Origin of the sequence: Rhodococcus sp. 15-2388-1-1a (assembly GCF_002259145.1) — a bacterium.
Taxonomy (GTDB): Bacteria; Actinomycetota; Actinomycetes; order Mycobacteriales; family Mycobacteriaceae; genus Rhodococcoides.
In genome coordinates this window covers 121,998-140,553 of the sequence record NZ_NPFP01000008.1, presented here as the reverse complement: position 1 = coordinate 140,553, position 18,556 = coordinate 121,998, and the positions used below count along the sequence as shown (strand labels likewise).

The window sequence follows — 18,556 nt, the reverse complement described above, 5'->3', positions numbered from 1 at the left end:
ATTATGCTCCGCAGCGCGCCGCGGTACAGCGGTATTCGCCACGGGTCTACCGACCGCGACGACTACAGCATGCAGGACACGCAGCCCTCCACCTCGGTGCCCTCGAGGGCCAACTGACGCAGACGGATGTAGTACAGCGTCTTGATGCCCTTGCGCCATGCGTAGATCTGCGCGCGGTTGATGTCGCGGGTGGTGGCGGTGTCCTTGAAGAACAGCGTCAACGACAGGCCCTGATCCACGTGTTGCGTTGCGGCAGCGTAGGTGTCGATGATCTTCTCGTACCCGATCTCGTACGCGTCCTGGTAGTAATCCAGGTTGTCGTTGTCGAGGTACGGTGCCGGGTAGTAGACGCGGCCGATCTTGCCTTCCTTGCGAATCTCGATCTTCGACGCCACCGGGTGAATCGAGGAGGTGGAGTTGTTGATGTACGAGATGGAGCCGGTCGGCGGCACTGCCTGCAGGTTCTGGTTGTAGATTCCGTACTCCTGCACCGACGCCTTCAGCGCGGACCAGTCGGCCTGCGTCGGAATGGTGACGTCGGAGTCGGCGAACAACTTCGCGACCTTGGGCGTAGCGGGTTCCCAGACCTGATCGGTGTACTTGTCGAAGAACTCCCCCGACGCATACTTGGAATCCGGGAAGCCCTTGAAGTACTGGCCGCGCGCCTTGGCCAGCTGGTTCGAGGCCTGAATGGCGTGGAACAACACCGTGTAGAAGTAGATGTTGGTGAAGTCGATTCCCTCGGTCGAGCCGTAGTGAATGCGCTCGCGGGCGAGGTAGCCGTGCAGGTTCATCTGACCCAGGCCGATGGCATGAGAATCGTTGTTGCCCTGCTCGATCGACGGCACGGAGAAGATGTGCGTCTGATCCGACACAGCGGTGAGGCCGCGAATGGCCACGGCGATGGTCTTACCGAAGTCGGGTGAATCCATCGTCTTCGCGATGTTCAGCGAGCCCAGGTTGCACGAGATGTCCTTGCCGACATGGCTGTACGAGAGGTCGTCGTTGAACGTCGACGGCGTCGAGACCTGGAGAATCTCCGAGCACAGGTTGGAGTGCGTGATCTTGCCCTTCACCGGGTTCGCACGATTGACGGTGTCCTCGTACATGATGTACGGGTAACCGGACTCGAACTGCAACTCGGCGAGCGTCTGGAAGAACTCACGCGACTTGATCTTGGTCTTGCGAATCCGCTTGTCGTCGACCATCTCGTAGTACTTCTCGGAGACGTCGATATCTGCGAACGGGACGCCGTAGATGCGTTCGACGTCGTACGGCGAGAACAGGTACATGTCCTCGTTCTTCTTCGCCAGCTCGAACGTGATGTCCGGGATGACGATTCCGAGCGAGAGCGTCTTGATGCGGATCTTCTCGTCCGCGTTCTCACGCTTGGTGTCGAGGAACTTGTAGACGTCGGGGTGATGCGCGTGCAAGTACACCGCGCCTGCGCCCTGACGTGCACCGAGCTGGTTGGCGTACGAGAACGAGTCCTCGAGCAGCTTCATGATCGGGATGACACCCGAGGACTGGTTCTCGATGCGCTTGATGGGCGCACCGGCCTCGCGAATGTTGCTCAACAGCAAGGCAACTCCGCCGCCGCGCTTGGACAGCTGCAGGGCCGAATTGATGGAGCGACCGATGGACTCCATGTTGTCTTCGATACGTAGCAGGAAGCACGAGACGGGCTCGCCGCGCTGCTTCTTGCCGGAGTTGAGAAAGGTCGGTGTAGCGGGCTGGAAGCGGCCGGCGATGATTTCGTCGACCAGATCGGTGGCCAGAGCCTCGTCCCCGGCGGCCAGCGTCAGCGCCACCATGCACACCCGGTCCTCGAAACGCTCGAGGTAACGCTTGCCGTCGAACGTCTTGAGCGTGTACGAGGTGTAGTACTTGAACGCCCCGAGGAACGTGGGGAACCGGAACTTCTTCGAGTACGCGTGGTTGATCAGGAACTTGACGAACTCGCGGGAGTATTGATCCAGAACCTCGGGCTCGTAGTAGTTCTCCTCGACGAGGTAGTCCAACTTCTCGTCCAGATCGTGGAAGAACACGGTGTTCTGATTGACGTGCTGCAGGAAGTACTGATTGGCAGCCTCGCGATCCTTCTCGAACTGGATCTCACCGTTGGGACCGTACAGATTGAGCATCGCGTTGAGCGCGTGGTAATCCATGTCGCCGTCGCCGCGGACGGTGGTGGGTACGGGTGCTGCGTCGGTGATGGTCGGTGCCACGGCGATGCTCCTACTGGGTATGTGGTGTGTGGTGCTCTAGTGCGTGTGGGCGGCGCGTCGGACTTCACGTTCCCAGAAGTCCTCCAGCCCCTCGCGGACCCGCACTACGTCCTCGGGGGTGCCCATCAATTCGAATCGGTACAGATACGGAACTGCGCACTTCTGCGAAATGACATCTCCCGCAAAGCAGAACGAGTCACCGAAGTTCGTGTTTCCGGCAGCGATGACAGCTCGGATCAACGAGCGATTGTGCTCGTCGTTGAGAAACTTGATCACTCGCTTGGGGACGTAGTTGGTGTCGCGCCCGGAGTACGTGGTCCCTCCCCCGTACGTCGGCACGACGAGAACGTAGGGAGTGTCGACACGAAAGGTGCCGTCCGGATCACGCAGAGGGATTCGTGTCGCGGGAATGCCCAGCTTCGAGACGAAGCGATGAGTGTTCTCGGACGCGCTGGAGAAGTAGACCAGTGAGTGGGAGGACTGCGGTTGCGAACTCACCGCTCACTCACTTTCTCGTTCTGTTCAAGCAGCGTTCGCTGCGAGGGTCTTGATACGGTCCGGACGGAAGCCGGACCAGTGATCGTCACCGGCGACGACAACCGGGGCCTGCAGGTAACCGAGGGCCATGACGTAGTCGCGCGCTTCGGGATCCTGCGAGATGTCGATGACCGAGTACTCGATACCCGCCTTGTCGAGGGCGCGGTAGGTGGCATTGCACTGAACGCAGGCGGGCTTGGTGTAAACGGTGATGCTCATGGTGTCCCTCTTTCCGTTGTCGCCATCGGGTGCACCGACGCGACCGATGTGCTCTGCGTGTGGCACCGAGAACATCTCCCGCTCAGGGCGACTTCGACCTGCTCGAGCCCGTTGTGCACGTTCTTCGAGTTGTGGCCTCTCGGTCGGTCAAACACTACACCTAGTGTCCGACATCTGCCTACAACACGAGATGTTGCGAACAACATGCTTGGTATTCGCTGGTCACGGCTTTATCGGGCCGGAAATATCGAGCTGCATCGGCGTGTCGCACGTCACACCGACTGGGTGTTGTCCATCACAACGGAACTCGGCCGGGACAGTGACGCGTGCCGACCCTCCCCCAGCACGACGAAGGGCCCTCGAACTTCTCCGAGGGCCCTCGTCGTCGATCACGCAGTCGTCAGCGCTGACGCGCCTTGAACCGCGGTTCCTTCTTGTTGATCACGAACACCGTGCCACGGCGTCGTACCACCTGTGCACCGGGCTTGTTCTTGAGCGATTTCAACGAGTTTCTCACCTTCATGAAACCATCTTACATGAAAATGATTCTCATAAACGAAACAGGGTCACGCACTCACGAGCTCGTCGGCAGCCTTGACCAACTCGGCGACGACATGGCCGATCTCACCGGAGACCTCGGCGTTCTCGCGCGGGTGCGCCGAACCGAACTTGTCCATGGTGCCGCCGATGGAGAGCTGGACATCTTCGAGAACGGTTCCGCCTGCAATGCGCACGGCCTTGCTGGTGTCCTCGTGTGCCCACTTGGCTCCGTTGCCGCTGGGCGACGCGCTGATGACGACGACCGGCTTGCCCACCATGGCACCGGCACCGTACGGACGGGAGAGCCAGTCGATGGCGTTCTTCAGCACGGCCGGAATGGTGCCGTTGTATTCGGGCGTGACCAGCAACAACGCCGAGGCCTTTTCGGCAGCGGCCCGCAGCGCGAGTGCGCCCTCGGGCACCGATCCCTCGACGTCGATGTCCTCGTTGTAGAAGGGGACATCTCCGAGTCCGTCGTAGACCACTACCTCGGCACCGGCGGGTGCCACGGTGACAGCGGTCTCGGCGATTCGCCTGTTCACCGACTCGGCGCGCAGGCTTCCGACGAGAACGAGTACATGAGCGTCTGACATGAGGTTATTCCTTCGCAAGTTCGGATGACGTGATCGTCGTGTCAATTCCTACCATCCAAACGGACCGTGGTCCATTTATGTTCCCGGCAAGGTAGGCTCTGGCTGTGACCGGCCCGATGCTGCCCATAGCGGGCGAGGAATCCGAACGGTGCGACGCAGCGCGCAACCGTCGGCTGCTCCTCGACGCCGCAACGGATCTGGTGGCGACCGTCGGAGCCGACGCCATCACCATGGACGCAGTGGCCAGCAAGGCCGGAGTGGGCAAGGGCACAGTGTTCCGTCGCTTCGGGAACCGGGCCGGGCTGATGCGCGCGTTGCTCGACCACACCGAGAAGAAGCTGCAGCACTCGTTCATGTTCGGCGACCCGCCGCTCGGCCCGGGAGCCGACCCGATCGATCGCCTCGTCGCTTTCGGCCGAGCTCGACTGGAGTTCGTCAACGTCCAGGGGGAAGTGCTGCGCGCCGCGGAGAGCGCTGACGACGCGCGATATTCCGCCCCGGCGCACATGGTCAACTTCACCCACGTCCTGTCGCTGCTCCGCGCAGCCGAGGTGGACGGGGATCTCGAATTGCTCGCGTACTGGCTGCTCACACCACTCGAGGCCACCCTGGTACTCCACCAGTACCGGGATCTGGGAATGCCGATGGATCGCCTGGCCGACGGCTGGGAAGACCTGGTACGCAGGGCAACTCGAGTCCGATAGCCATCGGGGCAACTCGAGTCCGATAGCCATCGGGGCAACTCGCCTTCGGTAGATCCGTCGCTCACAGCCCGACGACGGCCGCGGCCGCCGCGTGCAGCGCGGTGCCGTACGAGCGGCCGTGCCCGGCCGCATGAACGGCGAGCGGATGCAGCTGATGCAGAGCCGTGCGCTCGCGCCACCCGGATCGCAACGGCTGCACCGCCTCGTAGCCGTCGACGACGACGTCGAGGTGGGGGCAGCCGAACAGCGCGAGCATCGCCAGATCGGTCTCGCGGTGCCCACCGTGCGCTGCCGGGTCGATCAGCACCACTCCCGCGTCGGTCCAGAACACGTTGCCGTTCCAGAGGTCGCCGTGAATACGGCTCGGCGGCTCCGCGTCGTCGAAGTCGCCGTCCGCGATGCGTCCGCACGCCGATTCGACGATCGCCGCCTCGCCCTGCGTCACCGTGCCGGCGTCGACCGCGATTCGGAGAAACGGCACCACTCGTTCGGCCGCGTAGAAGGCACCCCAGGTTCGGTGCACCGTACTGCTCATGGGCCGGGATCCGATGAACAGCTGACCCGAGAAAGCGACGCCGTCGGAGCCGACCGGCGGCGCACCGAACCCACCGGCTCCGGCAGAGTGCGTCGATGCCAGCGCGCGCCCGAATCGTTCGGCTGCGGCGAGCGTGGGACGGGCCGCGGCCAGCCGCTCGAGTTCGATGTACGTCCGGTCGTGCCCGATCACTCCGACGACCGGGGCCGCCGCCTCGCCGAGCCACCGAAGCCCGGCGGCCTCGGCGGCGTAGAAGTCGGGGTGGGCCTGGGGGTTTCGCTTGACGAAGGTATCGGAGGATCCACTCACGACCACCGACACTACGCACGGCGCGAGATCGAATCCCGGCACTCGTCATTAGGATGGCGTGATGGGACACATCAACTCGGAATTGCGCTCGGGGATCATGCGTGAGCTGGCCGTGCAGTCGACCATCGACCCGATCACGGAGGTCCGCAGACGAGTGGACTTTCTCAAGGACTACCTGGCGTCGACTCCGGCCTCGGGATTCGTACTCGGAATCAGTGGGGGTCAGGACAGCACGCTCACCGGCAAACTCGCCCAACAGGCAGCAACGGAGCTCCGAGCCGACGGACACGAGGCCGAGTTCGTCGCCGTTCGCCTCCCCTACGGTGTGCAGGCCGACGAGGACGACGCATCGATCGCGTTGAAATTCATCGATCCCGACCGCACGGTGACGGTGAACATCAAGGACGCTGCCGACGCCGCAGCGGCCGCGACCGCGGACGCGCTGGGAAGTGCCGAAATCCGAGACTTCGTCCGCGGCAACATCAAGGCCCGCCAGCGCATGGTGGCCCAGTACGCACTCGCCGGCGAACTCGGCTACGTCGTGGTGGGCACCGATCACGCCGCCGAGGCGATCACCGGTTTCTTCACCAAGTTCGGTGACGGCGGCGTCGATCTGACTCCGCTGACCGGCTTGAGCAAGCGTCAAGGTGCGGCGCTGCTGCGCGAACTGGGAGCACCCGAGAGCACCTGGCGCAAAGTTCCCACCGCAGATCTCGAGGACGATCGTCCGGCGCTACCCGACGAGGAAGCGCTCGGTGTCACGTACGAACAGATCGACGACTACCTGGAGGGCAAGGACGTCACCGACGAGGTCGCCGACAAGCTGGAGAAGATGTTCCTCGCAACTCGTCACAAGCGCACGGTGCCCGTGACGCCGTTCGACGATTGGTGGAAGAGAAGCAGCTGAATCGGGCAGCCACAGGTCGGTGGCGCGGCGAACCGGGTGTGCTCAGCCGCCGGCGAAGGGCGGCAGTACGTCGACCCTGCCGCCGATCGTGCGCCCGAGATCGCGGGTGAGATCATCTCCCACCAGGTAGGCCGAGACCCGAAGAATCGGCTCCATCGGCGCGCCGTGCCGAGACAGGATCAGCTCTCGCAGATCGGCGAGGGTGGCACCGACCGGCACGGTGAGGTACTCGGACTCGCAGTGCGACGCGTCGACCGCTGCAGCGAAGTACCGCACCTCCACCCGGGTGTCAGCCACCGATGGCTCCCATGCTGCGGGTGGGAGGTACGAAGCCGTCGGCGTCGATGCCGTGCCCCGCCCACTTGTTCCACATCGCCCCGCGCCACACCGCTGCCAGTTCGTCGTCGGTGGCACCGCCGCGCAGAGCTGCCCGAAGATCGGTCTCGTCGTCGCTGAACAGACAGGACCGAATCGTTCCTTCTGCAGTGATCCTGGTGCGGTCGCAATCACCGCAGAACGAGCGCGTCACCGACGCGATGATGCCGACGGTCGCATCGGTACCGTCGACGCTCCATTCCTCGGCCGGTGCCGACGGATCGGCGCGCCCCACCTCACGTAGGTCGAACTCGGTGGACAGCTCGTCGAGCAAGGTCTGGGCGTCGATCATGTTGGCCCGAGCCCACTCGTGGTCGGCATCGAGCGGCATCTGCTCGATGAAGCGCAGTGCCACCCCTTCGTCGAGACACCAGCGCAGTAGATCGACTGCACCGGACAGCGTGTCGCGCATCAGAACTGCGTTGATCTTCACCGGACCGATGCCCGCTCGCTTCGCCGCTCGGATGCCGGCCAGTACCGACGGCAATCGGTCGCGTCTGGTCAGCCGCGCGAAATCTTCGCGGTCGACCGAATCCAGGGACACGTTGACCCGGGTCAAACCGGCATCGGCCAGTGCCCCGGCGCGGTGCTCCAGACCCACTGCGTTGGTGGTCATCGACAGCGGTACACCTGCCGCAGCATCGGAGCACAGCCTCAAGATCTCGTCGAGGTCGCGGCGCATCAACGGCTCGCCTCCGGTGAAGCGCACGTCCCGAATACCCAGCAGCCGCACGGACACCGACACCACTCGCGCGATCTCGGCCGGCGTGAGCAGGTTCGACGCAGGAATAGCCGGAAGCCCCTCCTCCGGCATGCAGTAGGTGCACCGCAAGGAGCACTTCTCGGTGATGGAGATACGCAGGTCGCGCGCGACTCGGCCGAATCGATCGATCAGATGCGGCACGTCCGGCCGGTCGGACACCGGGCCGACACTGCCTGCCGTCGAACCCGTGGTGGTGCCGAACCCGGGAATGCCCAGCGAGGTGACACTGTCCACCGTCACCTCGTACCTCGTCTCCGTCGGAAATCACGTCTGTCGTTCGTGTGTCTACCCATTATGCCGCAGCCCACACCGAGTGGACGGATCGGCGTGCTTAGGATTGGCACCCATGACGGTTGAGCACACGCACGCGATCACTGGATTCGCACAGTGACCGCTGTATCGGTCGAGGAACACACCGCCGCGGTCGAGACTCTGCTCGCGGCGTTGACCACGAGAACAGCTCAGCGAATTCCTCTCGACGACGCGCTGGGACGCGTCGCGTTCGAGGACGTGCGATCGCCGGTCGATCTGCCGCTGTTCCGCAACTCGCAGATGGACGGCTATGCCGTGGATTCTCGATCCGTGGCCACGACCCCGGTGACGCTTCCGGTCTCGACGATCATCGCCGCAGGCCCGACGGAATCGGCAGTCCTCGCCTCGGGCAGCGCCGCCAAGATCATGACCGGTGCCCCCATTCCGGACGGAGCGGACGCAATCGTCCCCGTCGAAGACACCTCCGTACCGGCGGCCGGTTCCGTGACGATCGAAAGAAGCCGCGCAGCAGGTGAATTCGTACGCGAGCAGGGCAGCGACGTACGCGTCGGAACGGTCCTGGTCGAGTCGGGCCGCGTTCTGGAACCCCGACACATCTCCGTTCTCGCTGCCGTCGGCTTCGGCGACATCGACGTCCGTTCGCGTCCACGCGTGGCCGTCGTGACCACCGGTGCCGAACTGGTCGACGCCGGCTCGACGCTGACGCCCGGTCAGATCTACGACTCGAACGGCATCACCCTCGCCGCACACCTTCGCGCCAGCGGCGCAGAGGTGGTCTCCGTCTCGCGCAGCTCCGACGAGCCGAGCCGCTTTCGCGAGATCCTCGACGCCGCAGCAGAATCGGTCGAGCTGATCATCACGTCCGGCGGAGTATCGATGGGCGACTTCGAGGTGGTCAAGGACGTACTCCGGCCGCTCGGCGGCAACTTCGGGTCGGTTCGTATGCAGCCGGGTGGTCCGCAGGGCATCACGATGTTCGACGGTGTTCCCGTGCTCAGCTTTCCCGGCAATCCCGTCAGTACGGTCGTCTCGTACATCATGTTCGCGCGCAACATCGTTCGGCGAGCGGCCGGTCTGCCGCCGGTGCTCTCGACCACTGCGGCCCTGCACGAACCGATCGTGTCTCCGCCCGGTCGAAGACAACTGCTCCGTGGTCGATTGCGCGACGACGGGCGGGTGGAGCTCGTCGCCGGTCCCGGCTCGCACCTGGTCGCTGCACTGGCATGGGCCGATGTGCTGATCGACATCGACTCCGAGACAACCGAACTCGCTGCAGGATCCGACGTGGAGGTGTGGCCACTGTGACCACCGATGTACCGCAACCCCAACTGTCTCATCTCGACGATCAGGGCCGCGCCCGCATGGTCGATGTGGCGCACAAGAAGGAAACCTCGCGCACGGCCGTCGCCGCCGGTGAGTTCGTCACCACCGCCGAGGTCGTCGCGCTCGTGCGCGCGGACGACATGCCCAAGGCCGACGTTCTCGCCACCGCCCGCATCGCGGGCATCTCGGCGGCGAAGAAGACGTCGGAACTGATTCCGCTGTGCCACCAGCTCGCCCTCTCCTCGGTGAAGATCTCGTTCGGATTCACCGACTCGTCCATCACGGTCGAGGCAACCGCCCGCACCACCGGACGTACCGGGGTGGAGATGGAAGCACTGACCGCGGTCGCCGTAGCCGGCCTGACGCTGCACGACATGGTCAAGGCCGTCGATCCCGGTGCCACCATGAACAGTGTCCGGTTGCTCACCAAAGACGGCGGTAAGCACGGACATTGGCAACGGGACGACGCAGCGGACTCCCCCGATTCTGCGGCTGCGCCGATATTCGAGTCCGCACGGTCCGCAGCGGTTCTGGTCGCCTCGACCGGCGGCGCGAACGGATCTCGCCCGGACACCACCGGCCCCACCATCGCGTCCTGGTTGACCGATCGGGGCTTCGCCGTGCGTGGCCCACTGGTGTACGCCGATGCCGACATCGCTACGGGGTTGCAGGACGCCCTACGCGGCGAACCGTCGCTGATCGTCAGCACGGGCGGCACCGGTGTATCCCCCACCGATGCGACCCCCGAGGCGACGGCGGCGCTCCTCGACATCGACATGCCGGGGATAGCCGATGCGATCCGAACCCGCGGAACATCTGCGACACCTCATGCGGTGCTCAGCCGCGGTGTCTCGGGCCTGATCGGACGCACGCTCGTAGTCAACCTGCCGGGCTCGCCGGGTGGCGTGAAGGACGGACTCTCCGTTCTCGACCCGCTCCTCGACCATGTGCTGGCCCAGATCGCCGGAGGAGGCCCCCACGATGAGTGAGCTCGTCGCCCGTATCTCGAACGAACCGTTGAGCACTGCCGAAGTAGAGGTGGCAGTTCAGGATTCGCGTCACGGTGCCGTTGTACTGTTCAGCGGAATCGTGCGCGACCACGACGGCGGGCATGCGGTGGAGACTCTGGAATACCGCGCACATCCCGACGCGGAACGCTTCCTGAGCCGCTGCTGCTCGGAGGTATCGGCAGAGACGGGATTGGCAGTGGCCGCAGTACATCGCGTCGGCGATCTACGGGTCGGCGACCTCGCGCTCGTCGCGGCCGTCGGCTCGGCTCATCGCGCCGAAGCGTTCGAAGCCTGCGCCCGACTCGTCGAGCGCATCAAGGCCGAGGTCCCGATCTGGAAGCGTCAGGGATTCGAGGGCGGACGTACCGAGTGGGTCGGGCTGTAAAGGAACTAACCGGTCTCGAGATAACGATGGACCGGAAGCATGGCGGAGGCGTCGTCGGCGTCGTCCGGTCCTCGCACGCAGGCACGCAACCGCTGCTCGACGGCCGACGCATCGAGATCGGTACCGATCAGCACCAGTGACGTCTGCTCGGGCTCACCCCGGGCCCACGACGCAGCCTCGAATCGGATGTGTCGGCCCACCGTGTGCACGACGAACTTCTGCGTGTAGCCGGTGATGCCGAAGTGCACGAATCCCTTGATGCGGTAGAGGTTTCCGGAAGGATTCTCCAAGAACTCGATCAAACGGCGCGGTTCGACGGGAACCGTCGTCACGAATTCGGTGTGTGAGTACTGCGCGTGCAGGTGATGGTCATGATCGTGGTCGTGATCGTGGTTCTCCCGGAGTAGCTCGTCGAACGACAGCTGCACCGCCATTGCCGAATCCACCGAGTGATCGTCACGCCGATCGAACAGCAGCAGCGGGTCGACGCGACCGAAGGCCACGGGTACGACGGGCACGTCTCCTACGACGGACTGCACCGTCGACACCACCGCGGAGCGCTCGGACTCGGTCACCGCATCCGACTTGTTCAGCACCACAAGGTCGGCCAATTGCAGGTGCTGGTCGATCTCTGGATGGCGCGCGCGGGTCCGCCGGAACTCCACCGCGTCGACGACACCGACGAGCCCGCCGTAGACGATGAATTCGTTCTGGCTACCCCGAACCATTCTGATGAGATTGCGGGGTTCGGCCAGGCCACTGGCCTCCACCACGATCACGTCGATGGCGGACCGACGGTGCGCGAGGGCGTCGAACATCGCGTCCATATCGCTGATGTCGACGGCGCAACAGATGCAGCCGTTACCGAGTGAGACCATCGAATCGACCTGGCCGGCCACGAGCATCGAGTCGATGTTGATCGCCCCGAAGTCGTTGACCACGACCCCTATTCGGATGCCGGAATCATTGCGCAGCAGGTGGTTCAGAAGCGTGGTCTTACCTGCTCCGAGAAAGCCCGCAACTATCACCACCGGAATTCGTCGACGCGCCACGGCATCCGAGACTACCGGTCGATGAGAATCTGTTTCAGCAGGCCTCGAGCGAACGTCGACACACTGCTCACGTTGTCCGGGGTCGCGAGTCCTGCCAGGCCGTCGACGCCGAATGCATTCACGTACGGGGACACGCTCTCGAGCAACCTCGACAATGCGCTACGCCCCTCGGCCGCGGGGCCTGCGGGGCCGGTTGACGTCGCTGCGGGCGCGGCGGTGTCGGTCGTCGCTGTCGCGGCGGGGGTAGCCGCAGGCGTGGTGACGGCGTCCGCTGGGGTGGAGGCGGTTTCGGCCCCGAGGAGGTAGTCGATGATCCCCGTCGAGATCGCGATCGCATGCTCGAGCTGACCGTCCGAGCTCTCGAGAAGAGCTGCGTCGTCGGGGTTGGATCCGTTGCCCATCTCGACGAACACGAGGGGCACCGTGGTCAGCGCGGGCCCGGCGACATCGGATCGTTCCTGTATCCCGTTCTCGACCCCTGCGTAGTTCGCGGGCTCGAAGCCTGCGCGCACGTAGGAGTCTCGCATCAGCGTCGATGCCGACCGTCCCCCCTCGGATTGGGCAGCATCGGCAGCCGCGCTCGGAATCGGAAGAGTGGGAACGATCAGATGGAACCCGTGCTTGTCTGCATCGGTCGTCGTACTCGTGGAGTCCGCATGAATACTCACGGCCACGTCGGCACCGGAGTCGCTGGCGGCCCGCGCCCTGTCGTCGACGCATCCGCCCCAGCCGGTGTCGTCGGCTCGACTCGTCTCGACCGTCGCACCCAGACTCTCCAGGCTCGATCGGACCAGCTCGCTGACTTTCCAGTTGATCGTGTGCTCGGGCACGCCGTCCAGTGTGGTCATACCGGTGGTCTGGCAATCCTTGGTGCCTCCCCGCCCGTCGTTCACCTGCCGCTGCAGATTCTCCGAGTGTGCGGTGCCCTGGTGACCCGGGTCGAGGAACACTGTCTTCCCCGACAACTCGGTGCCGGCGGCGGGTGCCGTGCTGGACGGTGCGGCGATGGCCGGCGCCGACACGAGCACTCCGACACCGAGCACTCCGGCGCACATCAGCGCCGCTACTGCCGACCTTGTCATCGGTGCAGATTTCATATCGTCGTTGGCGCAACGGTGGAGCTCGCTGCGCTACTCCCCTCTCGGCCCCTCGGACACCGCTGATCCGAGCGGTCACCGCATCGCGGGGCACCACACGTCACAACAGACACTTGCGCCTCAAGTGAAGCAGAAGACGGCCCCGGGGAGACTCGCACAATGATTCGTTAGGGAAATGAGTGCCTTCCGTGACCGATTCGTTGCCGACACGAATGGTCGTTTCGCGCCGAGATCGTCCACGGCCCCACCGAAACGACCACGAACCGACTCGATGATGGAAAACCGCCTTCGAACCGGCCGGTTCGTCTTTTGTCTCCTTTATGACACACGGTCGCAGCGAGACAATGTTCTCGCATGCATATCGACGTTTCGGTAACCACACGATCCGATTTCGAGACAATTCTGGGAATTACGTAACAATTCCCCGGCCCGCGTGGATAACCACATTGTTCAGCCGTATAGTCGCTTCAGTTCGATCTGGACATCCCCGCATCATCCCCTGCATCATTGGAGAGCTGCAGCATGGCCAGAAAAGTCTATGTGCAACTAGTCGACGACATCGACGAAAAACCGATCGAATCCGGTGGCGAACACATAACCTATTCGGTCAACGGAGTCAGCTACGAAATCGACCTGAGCGACAAGAACGCGAAGGAATTTCACCGCAAGCTCGACTATTACATCGAGCACTCCACCAAGGTCGGTGGAAAGCGAACGAAGAAGTCGAGCACTCCCGCAACCGGCGCCAAGCGCGACGCCAATCAGACCAAAGCCATCAGAGAATGGGCCAAGGCGAACGGCCACAACATCTCGGCGCGAGGCAGAATCCCCGCCGAGGTCGAGCAGGCGTTCGACGCAGCACACTGAGCCGTCGATCGACGAATCGGCTCCGGGCGGGACGCTCGGATGCCGACTCGGCGGTCGGTGACACCGAAACAAGAAAAGCGTCGCCCGGGGGCGACGCTTTTTCATTGACCGAAAACGAGCTTGTCCTTCACGGTGGAGCTAAGGGGACTCGAACCCCTGACCCCCACACTGCCAGTGTGGTGCGCTACCAGCTGCGCCATAGCCCCGAGTACTGCGTGCTCCCGCTCATGCGGTTGCTCGAACGAAGTTACACCATCGGTCGCAGCAGCAACAAATCACCTGGTGCGGCCGGTACCGAATCCTCGATCACCGACCGCACCCACGCCCAGGAGATCAGTTGATCGACGCAAGCCATTCCGAGTCACCGAGCGCATCGACGACCTGACCGTCGACGAGGACCCCTGGCGTTCCACGGGCACCCGACGCCGCCAACGCGTCCCGTCCGGTGTTCGCATCCGCTACTGCTGCGTCGCGCTGCGCACCGGCGGCGATGCATTCCGTTGCCAGATCGCTGGCTCCGACGGATCGGGCGAGTTCCGCGAGTTCGGCATCGGTTCGGTCGGAGTCACCGCCTTCTTCGGGGCGAAATTCCGGGTCGAACAGACCGGCGTGAAATGCGGAGTAGACCCGCGCGTTCTCTGTCGCTGCCACGCAGTGCGACGCCGCTACGGCACGCGTCGAATAGTCACCGGACGGCGACTGCGGATCCAGGAAATTGACCAGGTGGTAATTCACCGAGACGACACCGTCGTCGATTTTCTGAGCCAGCTCCTGGCCGTGTTTCACTTCGAGGTCGCCGCAGAACGGGCACATCGGATCCTCGAAGACATCGATGACCCGCTGCGCTTCCGGACGCGACAGCTGCACCACCCCGTCACCCGGCAACGACAATTCGACCGCCGGATTCTTGACCGTTCCGTAGCCGTCGTTGCGTGGAGCGTCGCTTCCGCTCTGCCACATGATCGCCACCGCGATGACGATCACCACTACGACGAATGCGATGCCACCCAATACGTAGGTCATCGTGTTGGAGGTTGCCTCGGGTGTGTGTTTCGTACTCGATATCTTCTTCTGGCTCACACAGCGAATACTACGGTTGCGTCCGTCAGGCGCGCTCGCGTCCGAGGGTGTCCGGAACTCGCGACCACCAGAGTCCTGCCAGGAGAAGCAGCGCTCCCGTCACGGCGAAAGCCGGACCGAACGAGACCTGTTCGACGATCATCCCGGCCACGATCGGGCCGATGACCGCGCCGACATCGGAGGCCATCTGGAATGCAGCCAGTACGGGCCCTCCGCGCGCCTTCGAGCCGATCACGTCGGCAACCGAGGCCTGCTGGGCGGGGCTCATCAGACCCGATCCGATGCCGGCGATCAACGACACCACGAGAAACAGCACGGGATCGTGGACGTACCCCATCACGACGGTCCCCAGGCCGCACACCGCCAACCCACCCACCATGAAGGGCTTTCGTCCGCGCACATCGGACAGGCGACCTGCACTGGTGAGAACCAGCGCATTTCCCACTGCGAACACTGTCAGCGCGATACCGACGAACACCTCGGATCGCTGCATCGCCTCCACCACGAACAACGGCACCAAGGCCACCCGAACACCGAACACAGCCCAACCGTTGGCGAAATTCGATGCCAGCGCCGCCTGGTACGACGGGATCCGCAGCGCGGCAAGCAATGACATCGTCGGCGGCGCCGAGCCCTTCTCCGGCTTGACGAGGTCGGAATTGCCCAGGGTGAAGTACACGACGGCCGCGGCGATCACGAGAGCCACGGCATAGATGACGAAGGGCACCCGCAGACCGAATCCGACGAGCGCGCCGCCGACGAGCGGACCGCCGATGGTTCCCAACAGGAAGGCGGTCGCATACAGGCCGGAGATGCGGCCACGACTGGTCGGAGGACTGATCCGGATCAGCAGTCCCAGTGCCGACACCGAGAACATCGTCGAGCCGATGCCGCCGAGTCCGCGGAACACCAGCAGCTGCCAATACGTCTGGGCCAGAGCGCACGCACCGGTGGACACCGCAACGATCAGCAGTCCGATCAGGTATACGGGCCGCTCGCCGAGCCGCTGCACCAGAGCACCACTGGCGGGTGCGAACAGCAACCGCATGAGAGCGAATGCACTGATGACCGCCGACGCCGCCGTGTACCCGACGCCGAATTCCCGGGCGAACTGTGGCAGAGCGGGCGCGACGATGCCGAATCCGAGCGCGATGACGAACGCCGCCGACACCAGAACCCAGATCTCCGGTGGGAGCTTGCCTCCGGGTCGGAATGCCGGCTCGGGAGCCGAACTGTCGTTGTCGGGTGGAGGTGAGTCGGTCACGAGCTCTCGAGTGCGGACGACACCAGTTCACGTGCTGCGGCTTGCACCCGGGCGAGATGCTCCTCGCCCTGGAACGACTCTGCGTAGATCTTGTAGACGTCCTCGGTTCCGGACGGGCGCGCAGCGAACCAGGCGCTCTCCGTCGTCACCTTCAGGCCACCGAGGGCGGCTCCGTTTCCCGGAGCCTCGGTCAGCGTTGCCGTGATCGGTTCGCCTGCCAGCTCGGTGGCGGTGATCTGGTCGGGCGAGAGCTTGGCGAGAACGGCTTTCTGCTCGCGGGTTGCCGGTGCATCGACGCGGGCATACGTCGGATTCCCGAACTTCGCAGTGAACTCGCCGTAGCGCTGCGACGGCGTGGATCCGGTGACGGCGGTGATCTCGGACGCCAGCAGTGCGAGAACGATGCCGTCCTTGTCGGTGGTCCAGACTCGGCCGTTGTGTCGGAGGAACGACGCTCCTGCGCTCTCCTCACCGCCGAATCCGAGCTCGCCTGCGAGCAGACCCGGAACGAACCACTTGAACCCGACCGGCACCTCGAGCAGACGACGGCCGAGAGCTTCGACGACCCGGTCGCTCATCGACGAGCTCACCAACGTCTTGCCCACTGCCGCCGTGGGCGACCAATCGGGTCGGTGCGTGAACAAGTAGTCGATGGCGACGGCGAGGAAGTGATTGGGATTCATCAGGCCACCGTCGGGAGTGACGATGCCGTGCCGGTCGGAGTCGGCATCGTTGCCCGTCGAGATGTCGAACCGATCGCGGGCTGCGATGAGCGACGCCATCGCGTTCGGCGACGAGCAATCCATCCTGATCTTGCCGTCGGTGTCGAGAGTCATGAAGCGGAATGTGCCGTCCACCAACGGGTTCACCACGGTCAGGTCCAGATTGTGCCGCTCGGCGATGGCATCCCAGTAATCGACACTCGCGCCGCCCAGCGGATCTGCGCCGATGCGAACTCCGGCAGCACGGATCGCATCGAGATCGAGCACGTTCGGCAGGTCGTCCACATAGGTGCCGAGGAAGTCGTAGCGCGAGACGCTCCCCGCGAACGCCTGCGCGAGCGTCACCCGCTCGATGCCCGAAATGCCGGTGCGCAGAAGCTCGTTCGCGCGAGCGGCGATGACCGATGTGGCATCACTGTCGGCAGGACCGCCGTGCGGAGGGTTGTACTTGAAGCCGCCGTCCCGGGGCGGGTTGTGCGACGGAGTCACCACGATGCCGTCGGCCTTCGCCGCGGGGCCCGATTCGTTGTACCGAAGGATGGCGTGACTGACGGCCGGGGTCGGGGTGTACCGATCCCCCGAATCGACCAGTACGTCGACGTCGTTGGCCGCCAACACTTCCAGAGCCGTCGTCCAGGCGGGTTCCGACAACGCGTGGGTGTCCCGGCCGATGAACAACGGCCCGGTGATGCCTTGCGCAGCGCGGTACTCCACGATCGCCTGCGTCGTCGCGACGATGTGTGCCTCGTTGAACGCCGAATCCAAGCTGGATCCTCGATGCCCTGATGTGCCGAACACCACCTGCTGGCTGGGTTCCGACACGTCGGGAACTCGCGAGTAGTACGCCGTCACGAGCTGCGAAAGATCTACCAGATCCTCCGGCAGTGCAGTGGTTCCAGCTCTCTCGTGCGCCACGATGCGCCTCCTCGTTGATCGACGAACCGAAATCCTCGACCAACCCTAGCGCCGCTGCCTCCCCCACGAGCTACTTGCTGGGGCCTTTCGGCGGCCGTGGGAGGAAATAGCTGGTCCGCTGCTGGTATTCGCGATACCCCGGACGCTTTTCCATGCTGCGCTCGAGCAACCGCGCACCGGTGGCGAACACCAGGAAGTACGTCATCGCTATGGGCGACAGCAGCGTGAACACTCCGGGCCACGCCGACGCCGCGACGAGGAACAGTCCCCACCAGACTGCCGAGTCACCGAAGTAGTTCGGGTGCCGCGTCCAGGACCACAGCCCACGATCCATGATCTTGCCCTTGTTCGACGCGTCGGCCTTGAAGGCCGTCAACTGCGCATCCCCCACTGCCTCGAACGTCCATCCGAGAATCCAGACCAGTACGCCGAGTACGACGACCGGCAGAACGGATCCGTGGGCGACGGCGGATACCTGCAGCGGCAGGGACACGAACCACAATGCAACCGCCTGCGTCAGGTAGATCTTCCGCAGGGCATACAGGGTTTTGTTACCGGTGGCCTTGGCGAGCAGTTCGGTGTAGCGCGGATCCTCACCGTGCCCACGCGAGCGTCGAAAGACGTGCACTGCGAGACGAAGTCCCCACACCCCGACGAGGACGAGCAGAAGTATTCGACGCCACAATTCGCCTGTTCCGGTCGCAGCCGAGATCAGCGCGATCAGAACGAACCCGCCGCCCCACGTCACGTCCACGACGTTGTGGCGTCCGATGCGCGCGCCGATGAGGGCGGTGACGATCATCAGGACGGCGGTACCGCCGAGGCTCGCAAGCGATACGGTGAGGAAGTCGGACCAGT

21 protein-coding genes and 1 tRNA gene are annotated in these 18,556 nt (G+C 64.1%); 7 read left to right on the top strand and 15 right to left on the bottom strand.

The window, feature by feature from the left end:
- Positions 1 to 62: 62 nt before the first annotated feature.
- From nrdE to CH302_RS05135, 5 genes are all read right to left on the bottom strand, one after another.
- Complete coding sequence (nrdE, locus tag CH302_RS05155; protein ID WP_037189798.1) at positions 63 to 2,228, bottom strand: class 1b ribonucleoside-diphosphate reductase subunit alpha; 2,166 nt, start codon at positions 2,226 to 2,228, stop codon at positions 63 to 65.
- 36 nt (positions 2,229 to 2,264) lie between these two features.
- The gene (gene nrdI / locus CH302_RS05150) at positions 2,265 to 2,726 is read right to left on the bottom strand and encodes a class Ib ribonucleoside-diphosphate reductase assembly flavoprotein NrdI (protein WP_037189800.1); all 462 of its coding nucleotides are present in this window, start codon (positions 2,724 to 2,726) and stop codon (positions 2,265 to 2,267) included.
- A 24-nt stretch (positions 2,727 to 2,750) separates the two neighbouring features.
- A complete protein-coding gene (locus CH302_RS05145; RefSeq protein WP_032398330.1) occupies positions 2,751 to 2,984 on the bottom strand; it encodes a redoxin NrdH in 234 nt (77 codons plus the stop codon).
- A 400-nt stretch (positions 2,985 to 3,384) separates the two neighbouring features.
- Positions 3,385 to 3,507: a type B 50S ribosomal protein L36 gene (gene ykgO, locus CH302_RS05140; RefSeq protein WP_037189801.1), complete on the bottom strand. Its 123-nt coding sequence runs from the start codon at positions 3,505 to 3,507 to the stop codon at positions 3,385 to 3,387.
- A 43-nt stretch (positions 3,508 to 3,550) separates the two neighbouring features.
- A complete protein-coding gene (locus tag CH302_RS05135; protein WP_037189802.1) occupies positions 3,551 to 4,117 on the bottom strand; it encodes an NAD(P)H-dependent oxidoreductase in 567 nt (188 codons plus the stop codon).
- Between the two features lie 104 nt (positions 4,118 to 4,221).
- Between CH302_RS05135 and CH302_RS05130 the strand changes: the two genes are divergently transcribed.
- Complete coding sequence (locus CH302_RS05130; protein WP_037189803.1) at positions 4,222 to 4,821, top strand: TetR/AcrR family transcriptional regulator; 600 nt, start codon at positions 4,222 to 4,224, stop codon at positions 4,819 to 4,821.
- Between the two features lie 61 nt (positions 4,822 to 4,882).
- On the opposite strand, the gene CH302_RS05125 is transcribed toward CH302_RS05130, so the two are convergent.
- Complete coding sequence (locus tag CH302_RS05125; RefSeq protein ID WP_052047590.1) at positions 4,883 to 5,671, bottom strand: fructosamine kinase family protein; 789 nt, start codon at positions 5,669 to 5,671, stop codon at positions 4,883 to 4,885.
- Between the two features lie 55 nt (positions 5,672 to 5,726).
- On the opposite strand from CH302_RS05125, the gene nadE reads away from it, so the two are divergent.
- The gene (gene nadE, locus CH302_RS05120; RefSeq protein ID WP_037189807.1) at positions 5,727 to 6,572 is read left to right on the top strand and encodes an ammonia-dependent NAD(+) synthetase; all 846 of its coding nucleotides are present in this window, start codon (positions 5,727 to 5,729) and stop codon (positions 6,570 to 6,572) included.
- Positions 6,573 to 6,614: 42 nt separating this feature from the next.
- On the opposite strand, the gene CH302_RS05115 is transcribed toward nadE, so the two are convergent.
- Together CH302_RS05115 and moaA are read right to left on the bottom strand one after the other, a co-directional pair.
- Positions 6,615 to 6,869, bottom strand: a complete 255-nt coding sequence (locus CH302_RS05115) for a MoaD/ThiS family protein (RefSeq protein WP_037189809.1) — start codon at positions 6,867 to 6,869, stop codon at positions 6,615 to 6,617.
- A complete protein-coding gene (gene moaA, locus CH302_RS05110; protein WP_052047591.1) occupies positions 6,862 to 7,920 on the bottom strand; it encodes a GTP 3',8-cyclase MoaA in 1,059 nt (352 codons plus the stop codon). Before moaA ends, CH302_RS05115 begins: the two co-directional genes overlap by 8 nt.
- A 177-nt stretch (positions 7,921 to 8,097) precedes the next feature.
- Here moaA and CH302_RS05105 point away from each other — a divergent pair, with 177 nt between their 5' ends.
- From CH302_RS05105 to CH302_RS05095, 3 genes are read left to right on the top strand one after another with little or no spacing between them, the layout of a single operon-like run.
- Positions 8,098 to 9,288: a molybdopterin molybdotransferase MoeA gene (locus tag CH302_RS05105; RefSeq protein ID WP_037189814.1), complete on the top strand. Its 1,191-nt coding sequence runs from the start codon at positions 8,098 to 8,100 to the stop codon at positions 9,286 to 9,288.
- Positions 9,285 to 10,295 carry a bifunctional molybdenum cofactor biosynthesis protein MoaC/MoaB gene (gene moaCB, locus CH302_RS05100; protein ID WP_082323629.1) on the top strand — a complete coding sequence of 337 codons (1,011 nt, stop codon included), beginning with the start codon at positions 9,285 to 9,287 and terminating at the stop codon, positions 10,293 to 10,295. Before CH302_RS05105 ends, moaCB begins: the two co-directional genes overlap by 4 nt.
- Positions 10,288 to 10,701: a molybdenum cofactor biosynthesis protein MoaE gene (locus CH302_RS05095; RefSeq protein WP_037189816.1), complete on the top strand. Its 414-nt coding sequence runs from the start codon at positions 10,288 to 10,290 to the stop codon at positions 10,699 to 10,701. The genes moaCB and CH302_RS05095 overlap by 8 nt, the downstream gene beginning before the upstream one ends.
- A gap of 5 nt (positions 10,702 to 10,706) precedes the next feature.
- Here CH302_RS05095 and CH302_RS05090 read toward each other — a convergent pair whose 3' ends face one another.
- Positions 10,707 to 11,753: a CobW family GTP-binding protein gene (locus tag CH302_RS05090; protein ID WP_037189818.1), complete on the bottom strand. Its 1,047-nt coding sequence runs from the start codon at positions 11,751 to 11,753 to the stop codon at positions 10,707 to 10,709.
- Positions 11,754 to 11,764: 11 nt separating this feature from the next.
- Positions 11,765 to 12,835: an N-acetylmuramoyl-L-alanine amidase gene (locus CH302_RS05085; protein WP_037190209.1), complete on the bottom strand. Its 1,071-nt coding sequence runs from the start codon at positions 12,833 to 12,835 to the stop codon at positions 11,765 to 11,767.
- A 537-nt stretch (positions 12,836 to 13,372) separates the two neighbouring features.
- Between CH302_RS05085 and CH302_RS05080 the strand changes: the two genes are divergently transcribed.
- Positions 13,373 to 13,717, top strand: coding sequence for a histone-like nucleoid-structuring protein Lsr2 (locus CH302_RS05080; RefSeq protein WP_037190211.1), 345 nt, complete (start codon positions 13,373 to 13,375; stop codon positions 13,715 to 13,717).
- A gap of 133 nt (positions 13,718 to 13,850) precedes the next feature.
- Here the strand turns inward: CH302_RS05080 and CH302_RS05075 are convergent.
- A tRNA-Ala gene (locus CH302_RS05075) sits at positions 13,851 to 13,923 on the bottom strand.
- Here CH302_RS05075 and CH302_RS29935 point away from each other — a divergent pair.
- Entirely contained in the window at positions 13,894 to 14,058 is a 165-nt protein-coding gene (locus tag CH302_RS29935; protein ID WP_155292893.1) for a hypothetical protein, read from the top strand. The genes CH302_RS05075 and CH302_RS29935 overlap by 30 nt on opposite strands.
- Here CH302_RS29935 and CH302_RS05070 read toward each other — a convergent pair.
- From CH302_RS05070 to CH302_RS05055, 4 genes are all read right to left on the bottom strand, one after another.
- Positions 14,051 to 14,797: a DsbA family protein gene (locus CH302_RS05070; RefSeq protein ID WP_037189821.1), complete on the bottom strand. Its 747-nt coding sequence runs from the start codon at positions 14,795 to 14,797 to the stop codon at positions 14,051 to 14,053. The two genes, CH302_RS29935 and CH302_RS05070, sit on opposite strands and share 8 nt — an antisense overlap.
- A gap of 25 nt (positions 14,798 to 14,822) precedes the next feature.
- Complete coding sequence (locus CH302_RS05065; protein WP_052047593.1) at positions 14,823 to 15,980, bottom strand: MFS transporter; 1,158 nt, start codon at positions 15,978 to 15,980, stop codon at positions 14,823 to 14,825.
- Positions 15,981 to 16,057: 77 nt separating this feature from the next.
- On the bottom strand, positions 16,058 to 17,698 hold the full coding sequence (pgm, locus tag CH302_RS05060) for a phosphoglucomutase (alpha-D-glucose-1,6-bisphosphate-dependent) (protein WP_094649896.1): 1,641 nt from the start codon (positions 17,696 to 17,698) through the stop codon (positions 16,058 to 16,060).
- A gap of 70 nt (positions 17,699 to 17,768) precedes the next feature.
- Positions 17,769 to 18,500, bottom strand: coding sequence for a DUF1295 domain-containing protein (locus tag CH302_RS05055; RefSeq protein WP_230596247.1), 732 nt, complete (start codon positions 18,498 to 18,500; stop codon positions 17,769 to 17,771).
- Positions 18,501 to 18,556 lie beyond the last annotated feature (56 nt).